Annotated in this window: 12 protein-coding genes and 1 pseudogene; 4 read left to right on the top strand and 9 right to left on the bottom strand. The window is 47.6% G+C overall.

Annotation, left to right across the window (positions count from 1 at the left end; translation table 11 throughout):
* Nucleotides 1-23: 23 nt before the first annotated feature.
* Nucleotides 24-482, bottom strand: coding sequence for a 1-acyl-sn-glycerol-3-phosphate acyltransferase (locus HUN05_19045; GenBank protein ID WDP86963.1), 459 nt, complete (start codon nucleotides 480-482; stop codon nucleotides 24-26).
* A 305-nt stretch (nucleotides 483-787) separates the two neighbouring features.
* Between HUN05_19045 and HUN05_19040 the strand changes: the two genes are divergently transcribed.
* The 3 genes from HUN05_19040 (at nucleotide 788) to HUN05_19030 (ending at nucleotide 2,489) form a co-directional block, all read left to right on the top strand.
* Complete coding sequence (locus HUN05_19040) at nucleotides 788-1,264, top strand: Lrp/AsnC family transcriptional regulator (protein WDP86962.1); 477 nt, start codon at nucleotides 788-790, stop codon at nucleotides 1,262-1,264.
* Between the two features lie 448 nt (nucleotides 1,265-1,712).
* Nucleotides 1,713-1,934: a hypothetical protein gene (locus HUN05_19035; GenBank protein ID WDP86961.1), complete on the top strand. Its 222-nt coding sequence runs from the start codon at nucleotides 1,713-1,715 to the stop codon at nucleotides 1,932-1,934.
* Nucleotides 1,935-2,042: 108 nt separating this feature from the next.
* Nucleotides 2,043-2,489: a hypothetical protein gene (locus tag HUN05_19030; GenBank protein ID WDP86960.1), complete on the top strand. Its 447-nt coding sequence runs from the start codon at nucleotides 2,043-2,045 to the stop codon at nucleotides 2,487-2,489.
* Between the two features lie 7 nt (nucleotides 2,490-2,496).
* Here HUN05_19030 and HUN05_19025 read toward each other — a convergent pair whose 3' ends face one another.
* Nucleotides 2,497-3,708, bottom strand: coding sequence for an IS256 family transposase (locus HUN05_19025; protein ID WDP86959.1), 1,212 nt, complete (start codon nucleotides 3,706-3,708; stop codon nucleotides 2,497-2,499).
* A 159-nt stretch (nucleotides 3,709-3,867) separates the two neighbouring features.
* On the opposite strand from HUN05_19025, the gene HUN05_19020 reads away from it, so the two are divergent.
* Nucleotides 3,868-4,176: a hypothetical protein gene (locus tag HUN05_19020; GenBank protein WDP86958.1), complete on the top strand. Its 309-nt coding sequence runs from the start codon at nucleotides 3,868-3,870 to the stop codon at nucleotides 4,174-4,176.
* Between the two features lie 141 nt (nucleotides 4,177-4,317).
* Here the strand turns inward: HUN05_19020 and HUN05_19015 are convergent, their stop codons facing one another.
* From HUN05_19015 to HUN05_18985, 7 genes and pseudogenes are all read right to left on the bottom strand, one after another.
* A complete protein-coding gene (locus HUN05_19015) occupies nucleotides 4,318-5,595 on the bottom strand; it encodes an AMP-binding protein (protein ID WDP86957.1) in 1,278 nt (425 codons plus the stop codon).
* A complete protein-coding gene (locus HUN05_19010) occupies nucleotides 5,595-6,338 on the bottom strand; it encodes an ABC transporter ATP-binding protein (protein ID WDP86956.1) in 744 nt (247 codons plus the stop codon). Before HUN05_19010 ends, HUN05_19015 begins: the two co-directional genes overlap by 1 nt.
* A gap of 3 nt (nucleotides 6,339-6,341) precedes the next feature.
* The gene (locus tag HUN05_19005) at nucleotides 6,342-7,136 is read right to left on the bottom strand and encodes an ABC transporter ATP-binding protein (GenBank protein ID WDP88142.1); all 795 of its coding nucleotides are present in this window, start codon (nucleotides 7,134-7,136) and stop codon (nucleotides 6,342-6,344) included.
* 20 nt (nucleotides 7,137-7,156) lie between these two features.
* On the bottom strand, nucleotides 7,157-8,113 hold the full coding sequence (locus HUN05_19000; protein WDP86955.1) for a branched-chain amino acid ABC transporter permease: 957 nt from the start codon (nucleotides 8,111-8,113) through the stop codon (nucleotides 7,157-7,159).
* Between the two features lies 1 nt (nucleotide 8,114).
* Complete coding sequence (locus HUN05_18995) at nucleotides 8,115-8,990, bottom strand: branched-chain amino acid ABC transporter permease (GenBank protein ID WDP86954.1); 876 nt, start codon at nucleotides 8,988-8,990, stop codon at nucleotides 8,115-8,117.
* 48 nt (nucleotides 8,991-9,038) lie between these two features.
* Nucleotides 9,039-10,178, bottom strand: a pseudogene (locus tag HUN05_18990) (ABC transporter substrate-binding protein).
* Nucleotides 10,179-10,763: 585 nt separating this feature from the next.
* Nucleotides 10,764-11,660 carry a radical SAM protein gene (locus HUN05_18985; GenBank protein WDP86953.1) on the bottom strand — a complete coding sequence of 299 codons (897 nt, stop codon included), beginning with the start codon at nucleotides 11,658-11,660 and terminating at the stop codon, nucleotides 10,764-10,766.
* Nucleotides 11,661-11,874: the final 214 nt, after the last annotated feature.

Here is an 11,874-nt window from a genome sequence, read left to right as displayed (position 1 = left end):
AAGCGTTTTTAGCCGGACGCTCATCAATCATACCGGCCGGACTTGTCCTTGTAAAATCGGCGCATTTGATTTAAATCCGTTTCAAGGTCGCCGCTGGGGTGAACAATGGGGCCGATCCCTCCTGTTTTACGCTTATAATCCACAAACCCGCAGACGATGGGTACCTCTGCCTCAAGGGCAATCCTGTAAAACCCGGTCTTCCACTGGTCCACATTCTGCCGGGTGCCTGAAGGCGCAATGGTCAGGATAAGCTGGTCTGCCCGGTTAAACTCCTGGGCCATGCGTTTGACGGTATTTCCCTTTTGGGATCGGTTAATGGGGATTCCCCCCAGCCGTTTGAGCAAATGGCTGAACAGGGGAGGGAACATGGTGTCTTTTCCCATCCAGTGCACGGGAATCTGGAATTTAAAAATGATGAGCAGAAAAAAAACAAAATCCCAGTTGGAGGAATGGGGTGCTGCAATGAGAATAAATTTTTTCATAGCAGGCATTTTGCCGCAGGTTTTCCATCCAAAGATAAAGAGTCCTATCCTGGCAACCAGGTAGAATATCGGTTTGAGAATTGGATTGTTTAACAGGCTTGGGTACAAAATGTTTCCCTTCAAATTTTGAAAAATAGATTAACTTATAATTCACCAGGCAAGTTAAAAGATATTCATCAAAGGCCTTTTTACAATTAAAATACAAAGTTTTTTGGACGAATCAGGGTAAAGTATTGCGAAAGGGATCATAAAACTATAACCATGGAAAGGCGAAAATTTTAATTTAATTCAGGGGACATGGACTATTGGACAGAATCGATAAAAAAATACTTAATACCCTTCAGGAAAATGGGAAAATGACCAATGCAAAATTGTCTAAAATTGTGGGGATTTCTGCGCCGGCAACTCTGGAGCGGGTCAAGCGCCTGGAACTTTCAGGGGTGATTTCTCATTTCACGGCAGTGGTGGACCACGAAAAGATCGGTTTTTCCATCATGGCCCTGGTTTCCATCTCCCTGAGTTTAAGCAAGCTGTCCTCGGTTGCACAGATCAAGGAACGATTCTGCCAGCTTGAAGAGGTGATTGAGTGCTATCAGATTGCAGGAGCCAATGATTTCATTCTCAAGGTCATCGCCAGGGATATCAAGGCTTATGGCGAGTTCATGAACAACAAACTCACCCAGATTCAGGGGATCCAAAAAATCCAATCATCTTTTGTTATTGACAGCATCAAGGACAAAAAAAAACTGACCCTGGATTTGGAAGAAGAGCATCGGGTATAAATATATAGGTTCCATGGTTTGGCCAGGATATTTCATGATACTTTGGGTAAATTGAATTGTAAGAGTATTAAATACAGTGACTTGTAATAAGTTGCCACGCCAGTTTTAAGGGGTAAATTGTCACCCTTGGGGCGAACCGGTTTTAATTTATCTGCGGCTTTGCAGACCTTTCGCAGTAAGGTCACGATGCTTTAACGGCCTGGGTAAAATTGCCCTTGTCAATTCAGGGACCAACCCCATAATTGAACAATGCCTCGCTGTGGTATTGTTTCTCAATGAAGCGAAAATTCATGTTCGTTTGATGCCAAAACTGAAAATGGAGACGCTTATTTCGGCGAAGTTTTTCAGATAGAGCAGCAATTACATGAAAGTCATAAACTTAGCCTTGACGATTCAATGGCAAAACAAGGGCCTTTAATTTGACAATAATTTAAAAATAGGAGCCAAGATGAAATTAACCAAACATCCTGTTCAAAGAGTTCTGCTTTTTATATTTTTGGGGTTTGCACTTATTTTGAGTTCGTGTGCAAGTGTCCCCAAGGCGTCAATTGAGTTGGCCAATACCGTTGGTCGTGATCTTGAGGAAGTCCACAGGGCTCACAGAGCATTGGCCTCACTTCTTTTTGATATTATGGAAAAAGATATCAACAAATTTATTGATGAGATATAAGCGCCTGCATACATTAAAAAGTTTGCAGACGATTACAGGCTGGATGATAAGGTCAAAGGGATTGTAGAAAATGCGCCTGAAAATCTTTTGCCGGTACTGACCCGGTTTGTGGAAAAATCCTACGAAGTCATTGAGAAGAAAAGAGGCGAACTGCTCAATCCGGTAAGATCCCAGCGAAATCAGCTTATCGAGGACATAGATGCCTCTCATCGGCAATTGCAGGCAGCTCAAGCAATAATTTCCGGTCATCTTGCCTCCGTGCGAAACGTCCATGATGCCCAGAATGACGTCCTGAAGACTGTCGGTCTTGAAGGAATGCGTGAAAAATTATCTGAAAATACCGAAAAAGTATCCAACCGCATCAGTTGTTTGATTGAAGAGGCAGAAAAGCGGGAATGTTCAGAATTCTGTGTCACGGTTTCGGTTCTCGGATCTGCCTCAGCGCCAGCGGAAGTAAAAGTCAGGTCCGAGAATGGGCCTTCAATCAGCCACGTCGGAGGAGTTGACTTTTGCTGGAGTGGAGTTCCTGGAACCATCTTTTCCATCTGTAAATAAATCCCTATCAAATTCCCAGCTCTTTATCCAGCCGGCCTTCAAAGAAAATTGCCAACTGGGAAATTGTCAGTGACCAATTTTGAATCGGCATTGTCCATTTTTTACTGGCGTTCTGGATCCCCATGTAAAGCAGCTTTAACAGGCTGTCCTGGTTCGGGAATGATCCCTTTGTTTTGGTCAGTTTTCGAAACTGTCGATGCACAGCCTCAATGGTATTTGTGGTGTATATTATCCGTCGAATCTCTTCTGGATATTTAAAGAAATGACTGAGGCGTTCCCAGTTGTTCCGCCAGGATTTTATCACAATCGGGTATTTGTCATTCCATTTATTTTCCAAGATATCCAGTTCTTCTTCGGCCAGATCCTTATTGACCGCTTTATAAACACGTTTTAGATCTGCCATAAATTCCTTTTTATTTTTGGAACCAACGTATTTCAATGAATTTCGGATCTGGTGGACTACGCAGAGTTGAACTTCTGTGTCCGGGAATATGGTCTCAATGGCCTCGGGAAAACCTTTTAGACCATCAACACAGGCAATCAGGATATCTTTTACCCCTCGGTTTGAAAGGTCTGTTAACACCTGCAGCCAGAAGTTCGCACCCTCATTCTCGGATATGTACAGCCCAAGAACCTCTTTGCGGCCCTCGATATTCACCCCAAGAATTGTGTAAACGGCTTTGCTGCCGACCTTTCCGTTTTCTCGTACTTTATAATGTATGGCATCAAGCCATACGATTGGGTACACATTTTCCAACGGCCTGGCCTGCCATTCTTTGACGGTATGGATGATTTTATCGGTAATGGTGCTCAGAGTGGCATTTGAAATCTCAAGTCCATAGATTTCCTGTAAATGGGAAGCCATATCATTATAACTCATGCCCAGGCCGTAAAGGGCTATTATCTTTCTTTCAATTTCATCGCTGAGCGTTGTCTGATGTTTTTTGACGATCTGTGGAGAGAAGGTTCCGGCCCTGTCACGCGGGGTTTCCAGCTCAAATTTACCATCCAGGGATTTAATGGTCTTTTTGCTTTTTCCATTACGGCGGTTGGCAGAAACTTCCTGCCCGAGATGGGACTCCAACTCTCCTTCAAGAGCAGCTTCAGCAAGATTTTTGATTAATGATGTAAGGACGCCGCCCTTACCTGTGAAGGGTTTACCTTCCTGGATGCCTTTAAGGGCTTTTTGAAAATCAAATTCGGTGTTTTCTTCGGTCATGTCAGTTCTCCTTATTTAGCTGAGTATATCAGCTTTCATTTAACTGACACAGAATTTTGAACGCCCTCGAAAAAGCAGAAGGGAAAATGGACAAAGTCGAAGAGGTTTTGTTGAAAATAAAAGAGACCATCAACCAAATAAAGCCTGAGGAGAATTAAAATGACTGATTATACTGATCTTGACGCCTTGTTTGCACAAATGGACCTTGCGGCAGAACGCGCCCGTTTGGCACTTGAAGGCTCTCTTGCAAACGAGTATAAAGGCCTGCGGAGCCTTGATCCTGATACAATCGAAAACATCACACCCGATACCCGTGACGAGGCCATGTATGAGCAATTAATGGCCGTTGTTCAGGAAGCCTCTGCAAGGAACGAAAATCAGGCTCAATTGGCCGGCAGGATTCGTGCCTTGGGTGAACTATCTGTCAAGATAGCCAAAAAGGTTCCAGCTTTATTAACAATCCTCTGAGTTCGGATAAACAGCCGTGTTGAAACATTAGGTACAGATCAGCCTTTCTATGAATCAGAAAATTCAGATCTCTACCCGATTTTGAATTTCAAACCATAGACTGAATTTAACCACGGTTATTATGCTTGAATCCGATTCGTTTTATTCCCTTTTTTGAACCAGGCCGATTTTGACAGGGATGCCTGTCTGTTCTGTGAGTTTTTTCTGGGTGCCGGCCATGAGTCTTTCCAGTCCCTTGATTTCGTCGGAAAAAAGCGTCTCATCCATGACCAGGGAGATCATGAGGATTTCACTGCCGTTCTGGCGGATTTTTTCCATGGTGCAGTCAGGGGTTTTGCATTTTAAGGCGGCCTTAAGATATTGTTTTACCTGGTCCCGGCTGACCTTGATTCCGGAAATGATGATCGCATTATCCGCCCGTTCGTCCAGCCATTCAATTTTCATCAAAACAGAGGCGCACCCGCAGGGCTGGGTCACAAATTTTGCCATGTCGCCTGTGCGGAACCGGATCAGGGGCAAGGCCCTGGCCGAAAGTGTGGTCAGTACCAATTCTCCTTTTTTTCCGGATTCAACCCGGGTGCCTGTTTCAGGATCTATGATTTCCGGTAAAATATGATCGTCATTGATGTGGAGGAGGCGATGGCCATGGTCTGTTCCCAAGGGTGTTGTGCCGCAGTCATGGGCAATGGCTGGTCCCGGGATTTCACTGAGTCCGTAATTGAGCCACACATCCACATGCAGGCGTTCTGCCAGGTTAGATAAGGTTTTCCCGGTCACAGGTTCTCCCACAAGAATGATCCGCTTGAGGTTGAGTTCATTGGGGTTCTGGCCCAGGTCAAACATATGCGCCATGAGCTTTTCTGCAAAGGCAGGGGTGGTGACAAGGGTGGTGGTTTTATAATCCCTGATCACCATCAAGGTTTTTGACAGGGAAAGTGAGCTGTTTGGAATAACCCCTGCCCCCACAGCCTCGCCCCCGTCTTTGTAATCCCGTCCCCAATTGGCAAGTCCCGGGGGCAGGTGAATCTGGATAATATCCATCTGGGTGATGCCGGCAGCCTCATAGCTTCTGGCCACAAGTTTTTTCCAGATCAAAAGATCTGCCTTGGTATATCCGCTGATGGATGGATTTTTTCCTGTTCCGGGAGCGGTATGGATACGAACGATGTCCCTTAGGGGCACGGCAAATAGACCGTAAGGGTAATGGGTGCTCAAATGGGATCGGTCCATAAAGGGCAGTTTTTCAATATCCTTGAGAGCCACAATATCCTTGAGAGCCACAATATCCTGGGGAAGAAGCGTATTCTCCGTGAACCGTTTGCGGTGGAAGGGAACATTTTTATAGGCCCGGTTCAAGGTGCTCTGGAGTCTTTCCAGTTTGAGTTGTTCTTTTTCTTCAAAGGTCATATCCGGCATCATCAATCCCTCCCGTCATAAAAATTCCCATAATCCTGACCCAGATAGGCCCGCTTGACATCATCATCCACTAAAAGTTCATCTGCACTGCCCTGGAGTACCATTTTTCCGGTTTCAAGCACATAGCCCCGGTCAGAAATTTTGAGTGCGGCCCTGGCATTTTGTTCCACCAAAAGGATGGTCACCCCCTGGTTTCTCAGGTGCTGGACGGTCTTAAAAATCATCTCCACAAATTTCGGGGCAAGCCCCATGGAGGGCTCGTCCAGAACAAGGAGGGAGGGTCTTGCCATCAAGGCTCTGGCAATGTCCAGCATCTGCTGCTCTCCGCCGGACAACGTCCCTGCCAGCTGGTCTGCCCGTTTCCTTAAAATGGGGAACATATCCATGACCATCTCAAAGTCCTTTGCCACTTGTTTTTTTTCTCCCTTTTGGTACCGGGTAAAGGCCCCCATTTCAAGATTGTCCATGACACTCAAGGGATAAAAAATCTGCCGGCCTTCGGGCACCATGCTGATACCGGACTTGACAATGGCCGGAGGAGACATCCCCTTGATGGGGAGATCCTTGAAAAAGATTTCTCCTGACCAGTTTTTTAAAAGCCCGCAAATGGCCAGGAGCAAAGAGCTTTTTCCGGCCCCGTTGGCCCCGATAATGGAGATCAGCTCTCCTTGCTTAACCGAGAGGCTGACCCCGTGAATGGCCACAATACTGCCGTAACGGCATTTAAGATTTTTAATCTTGAGCATGAATTACCCCTGTCCCAGGTAGGCGGCCATGACCGCTTCATTGTTCTGAATTTGTCTTGGGGTGCCCTGGGCCAGTTTTATGCCCTGGTCAAGGACAATGATTTTGTCTGAGATCCCCATGGCAAGGCTCATGTCGTGTTCCACTAGCATCATGGTCACCCCCTTTTTTTTGACCCGTGCAATGAGTTTGCCCAAGGTCTCGGTCTCTACGGCATTGAGGCCTGCGGCCGGTTCGTCCAAAAGCAGTAAAAGGGGATCTGAGGCCAGGGCCCTGGCAATCTCCGCCATTTTCTGGCGGCCCACAGGAAGGTCGCAGGCAGGGGTTTGGGCATACGGGCTCAACCCGGTAAACTCAAGGAGATCAAAGGCTTTCTGCCGGGCCTGTTTTTCTTCCTTTTGTACCCAGGGCAGGCAGGTCACAGCGCCCCAGAATCCGGTCTTTGTTCTGACATGCATGCCGACCATGATATTTTCAACCAGGGTCATGGAGCTGAACAGCTCCACATGCTGAAAGGTCCTTGCAATGCCGGCCTTGACCCGCTGGTGCACCGCCATTTTACGGGTGTCTTTCTCGTTGAAAATCACCTGTCCCTTGTCCGGGGGGTAAATTCCTGTGATCATGTTGAACAAGGTGGTCTTGCCTGCCCCGTTGGGGCCGATCAGCCCGCATACAATGCCTTGTTCAATGGAAAAACTGATATTGTCCTGGGCCCTGACCCCTCCGAACATCTTGGTCAGGCCCTGAACCTTGAGAATTTTTCGGGCCTGGCTCTTTTTATCATCCCTGGAACGGTCCATCTCTTTTTTTGAAGGGGATATCATTGTCTTTTTTTCCTTGCCCTCTGGTAAATATCAATAAATCCCCGGGTCAGGCCCTGGGGCATGAAAATCATCACCGTCATGAGGATCAGGCCGAAAATGATCATTTCATACTCGGCAAACCCGTGGAGAACTTCGGGTAAAAGGGTGAGCAGGGCAGCCCCTAAAACAGCCCCCCAGACACTGGTCATCCCGCCGATAACCACCATGGTTACCATTTTTACTGAAACCATGAATCCAAAGGACTCAGGGGAGATAAAAAGGACAAAATGGGCATATAAGAATCCGGCCACAGCGCCCAGGGCTGCCGAAAACATAAAGATCTGAAGTTTTAGATAATGGGTGTTTACGCCCACGGCCAGGGCGGCGTTTTCCCCGTCATGGATGGCGCGCAGCCCTCTTCCCATGCGCGAGGATAAAATTCTTTTGCAGACAAGGATGGCCAGAAGCACCACTCCCCAGACCAGAAAAAAATAGTTTTTCCCCGACATAAAAGAGACCGGTCCTGCTTGGAGTACGGGAATTCCCACAAACCCGGAAGCACCGCCGGTCACACTGGACCATTCCCTGAATAAAATATTAACGATCATGCCAAACCCCAGGGTGCCCATTCCCAGATAGTATCCCGAGAGACGGAGGGTGGGAAGTCCCACCACAAGGGCAATGAATACGGCACAGGCCACAGCACAGACCAGGGCGATCCAGGGGGAAAATCCAAAGCTGCCGGACAGAATGGCCGTGGTATAGGCCCCGATACCGTAAAAGGCGGCATGGCCAAGTGATACCTGGCCTGCATACCCCATGAGCATATTAAGCCCCAATGCCAAAAGGGTGTTGATGCCGATAAAGGTCATGATCTGGAGATAGTAGGTGTTTTCGGTCATGCCTCCGGCCAGGAGGATCAGTCCCAGAAAGATGGTGTTTTCTCTCCAGTGTTGTTTCTTGATGGCATCCATATTAAAACCGTTTGGCCTCCTGGGCTGAAAAAATGCCTCCGGGACGGACATAGAGGATCAGGAGAAGCAGAATAAAGGCAATGGCATCCTTGAGGCCCGATGAAATCAGGCCGGCGCCCAAAGATTCCAGCACCCCCAGCAAAATTCCTCCGGCAAAGGCGCCCCAGAGACTTCCAAGTCCCCCGATCATTGCCGCGCAAAAGCCTTTGAGCCCCAGCATGGTGCCCATATCATAGGAACTCATGGTGATGGGGGCAATAAAGATCCCGGCAATGGCGCCGCATCCCGTGCTGATGGCAAAGGCCAGCACCCCCATTCTTTCCGATGGAATGCCAGTGAGAAAGGCAGCCGTCTGATTTACGGCGTAGGCCACCATGGCTTTGTCCATGAGGGTTTTTTTAAGGAAAAAATGAATGCCTCCTGCCAGGAGCAGGGCTGTTCCCACAATCCAGATGCTCTGGGGCAAAAGTGCTGCCCCTGCAATTTCAATGGAGTCATGACTGGAAAAAGAGGGAATGCTGAAAGGGTCTTTTCCCCAGGCCACCATTCCAAGGCCCCGCAGAAAAATAGAGGCCCCCACGGTGATGATCACAAGGACAATGGGGTTGGGGGTTTTGACCTGGCGTATGGCAAATCGTTCAAACAAGAGCCCCAGGACACAGCCCAGGAGCACAGCCCCTGCCATTGCGATGGGCAGGGGCAGGCCCAGGTGAACCCAGAGGGTGACCAGTGCCATGGCTCCGACCATGACAAATTCCCCATGGGCAAAGTTGATGAGTTCGGTTGAGGCGTAGAGCATGGACAGACCCACGGCAATCACCGCATATATGGCGCCGGTGGTAATGCCTGAAAAAAGATACTGAATGATTTCCTGCATGGATTTACCTTAAATAATAAGCTGGGAGATTTTCATGGGTGACCATGTTTATTTGATCAGTTTCCAGGTGCTGTTTTTAATTTCCACCATGACAAAGGCTTCAGGAGACAGCCCATTGTGATCCTTGGCCGAAAAGTTAAATTCACCTGTGGCGCCCACATGATTTTGTGTGGCTTCAAGGGCCTGGCGGATTTTATCCTTGTCTCCATTGCTTCCTTTGAGGGCTGCTGCAAGAATGTTTACAGCATCATAGGCATACCCGCCGAACCCTGAGACATTGCCCTTGTATTTGGCGTGATAGTTATTCTGGTAGCTGGTGAGGATCTTTTTTTGAACATCAGTCTCATCTAAAAGCGGGGTGACCAGAATTTTGCCTGTGGGCAGAATAATGCCTTCTGCTGCATCCCCTGCAAGCTCGATGAATTTGGGAGAGGCAACCCCATGGCTTTGGTACAAGGGAAGATCAATCTTAAGCTGTTTGACGTTTTTAGCGACAACCGCAGGTCCGGGATTGGTTCCTCAGCAGACAATGGCATCAGGAGAGGCGGCCTTGATCTTGGTAAGCTGGGCTGTGGTATCTGTATCCTTGGCCCCGAAGCTTTCCGCTTTTACTACTTCCAGACCAAAATGTTCAGCCTGGTTTAAAAGCTGGTGTTTCCCGCTTTCCCCAAAGGAGTTGGACACGGTCAGCACCCCGATTTTTTTAATGCCTGCCGCCTGCATATGCTGATACACGGCAGCCACGGCCAGAAGATCGCTCTGGGCGGTCTTAAATACCCAGGGTTTTACAGGCGAGGTGATCTTAACGCCTGCGGCGCAGGAGATCAAAGGCACTTTTGCCCGTTCTACAAAATTGACAATGGCCAGGGTTGTGGGTGTGGTTGAAGGACCGATGATGGCCAAAACCTTGTCCTTGTGGATCAGCTTGTTTACAGCGCTCACCGCCTTGGCAGGGTCGCCTTCTGAATCATAGATCACCGCTTCGAGCATGACTCCGTCAATACCGCCCTGGGCATTGATTTTTTCGACCATCATTTCCATGGTCTTTTTTTCCGGATCCCCCAGAAAAGAGGCCCGGCCGGTGGAAGAGAAAATGCCCCCCACCTTATACACGGTCCCGGCCATGAGGCCTGATGCGGGTAAACAGATAAGGGTCAGGGCCAGGGCGGCAATTGCCATTTTTTTCATTACCATTTTCATTTTCTCCTTTAATTTAAAAAAATGATTAAAATATGAAAATTACCCATGGGTTTTATTGGCTCGACCCAGAACTGACTGAAAACTTAAAATGCGGGTCGAATTTCCCCACAGTCCCTTAAATACAAAAACCATGGGTACTGGCTGCCAGTCTGCCCATGGTTCGAGTTTACCTGATATCTTCCGATATTTTACATAAACTCTCCACAGGCAGACCCCATAAAGAAGCCGCTAAAGAGTGTAAATATAAAAAAATTAAAATACCGGAAAATCATTTTTTCTCCAAATTTAAAATGTACAGGCTCGTACATACCTAAAGGACCCTGCCAAAGGTGTTAAGCATTTTTAAAGAACACAGATACTTGCGCCAAACCAGATCAAAGGGGAAGGGCTGGAAATACCTGTGAAAGTTCTGTGAAATCTTTTTTTAGGTATAGAAAATTAATGGATTTGAACAAAGTTCCTAATATAAAAAAATATTATTTTGCACCGGCCAGAACCATGGGGGTGTCAGGCATGTCAATGTTGATTGCCTGACCATGGCCTCCCCGGGGAAGAAAAAATCCTTAAAAGGTATTATAGTCCGCGCATCCATTCCGGTTTAAGGTCGATATCGCCGTTCATTGCCAGATCCAGGGTTTTGAGCACTGCTGTTTTATCCTGGGGAAACCTGGCATCAACCGACAAATAATTGCTGGCATGAACCGACCGGAACGCCCCCCTTGTCAGGGTGGTGTGCTTTACCAGTTCTCTGAGTTCTTTTATCATGCCCAGGGCATCGGGAATCTTATATTCACCCCGTTCAAAGGCCCGGCCTAGGGGGGTGTTTGGCAAGGGGATGAGGCTTAGGGCACTGACCGCTTCAGGATCTATGGCCGTCAGGGCTTTTCCTGTTTCCCGGGCATGGGCAAGGCTCAATTCAATTTGACCCAGTCCCAGCAGCACAATGGTGACCAATTTGATGCCCGAAGCTCTGAGGCGCCGGCAGTGCCGGATTAACTCTTCTGGGGTGCCGCCTTTTTTGATCTCTTTTCGGACCTGTGCATGGCCTGATTCCAACCCGAGAAAAACAGCCTTTAGACCGTTTTGATGAAGATAGGCCAATTGCTCATCTGTTTTAAGGCAAATGGATTTTAAATTGGCATAGCAGGTGATCCTTTTGACCCATGGCAGGTGCTCGTGGATCATCTCCAGGAGCCATTTCCAGTCTTTCATGGGCATGATAAGTGCGTCTCCGTCCATGACAAAAACCCGGTCCTGGTGCCGGCAGTATCTTTTGGCAAATTCAAAATCGTCTTCCAGGTATTTTCTTTCTTTCAGGGCAAATGGTTTGCCTTCATAAGCACCGCAAAAGGTGCATTTAGAGTGGGAGCAACCCAGTGTTGCCTGGAGGAGTATGGCATTGGCTTCACTTGGCGGGCGGATGCAATTTCCCACGTGGTGAAATCCATTTGGAATCAGTTTGGGGGTCATATAAAAACCTTTTTCCTATAGTGGTTTGGGTAAGTCCCGCATTTAAGCAAACACTTAAACAAGGGGCATCAAAAAAGATATAAAATATTTTACAGAGAATAGCTATCATAAATTCCGTTGGGCCTGAGCCCTCTGGAAACCAAATCCCAAGGAGTATGTTTAAATCTGAATAGCTGAAATTGATCTGTTGCCAAAAAACAATTTGGGTGCATGC

This window comes from Desulfobacter sp. (assembly GCA_028768545.1).
Taxonomy (GTDB): domain Bacteria; phylum Desulfobacterota; class Desulfobacteria; order Desulfobacterales; family Desulfobacteraceae; genus Desulfobacter.
Note: the sequence above shows the minus strand (reverse complement) of the source record. Positions and strands in the feature narration are given on the sequence as shown.

Excerpts from the sequence above, each read along its gene's own strand:
- HUN05_18995 (WDP86954.1), bottom strand. The coding sequence starts at position 8,990 with ATGCAGGAAATCATTCAGTATCTTTTTTCAGGCATTACCACCGGCGCC.
- HUN05_19010 (WDP86956.1), bottom strand. The coding sequence starts at position 6,338 with ATGCTCAAGATTAAAAATCTTAAATGCCGTTACGGCAGTATTGTGGCC.
- HUN05_19015 (WDP86957.1), bottom strand. The coding sequence starts at position 5,595 with ATGATGCCGGATATGACCTTTGAAGAAAAAGAACAACTCAAACTGGAA.
- HUN05_19020 (WDP86958.1), top strand. The coding sequence starts at position 3,868 with ATGACTGATTATACTGATCTTGACGCCTTGTTTGCACAAATGGACCTT.
- HUN05_19025 (WDP86959.1), bottom strand. The coding sequence starts at position 3,708 with ATGACCGAAGAAAACACCGAATTTGATTTTCAAAAAGCCCTTAAAGGC.
- HUN05_19035 (WDP86961.1), top strand. The coding sequence starts at position 1,713 with ATGAAATTAACCAAACATCCTGTTCAAAGAGTTCTGCTTTTTATATTT.
- HUN05_19005 (WDP88142.1), bottom strand. The coding sequence starts at position 7,136 with ATGGACCGTTCCAGGGATGATAAAAAGAGCCAGGCCCGAAAAATTCTC.
- HUN05_19045 (WDP86963.1), bottom strand. The coding sequence starts at position 482 with ATGAAAAAATTTATTCTCATTGCAGCACCCCATTCCTCCAACTGGGAT.
- HUN05_19000 (WDP86955.1), bottom strand. The coding sequence starts at position 8,113 with ATGGATGCCATCAAGAAACAACACTGGAGAGAAAACACCATCTTTCTG.
- HUN05_18985 (WDP86953.1), bottom strand. The coding sequence starts at position 11,660 with ATGACCCCCAAACTGATTCCAAATGGATTTCACCACGTGGGAAATTGC.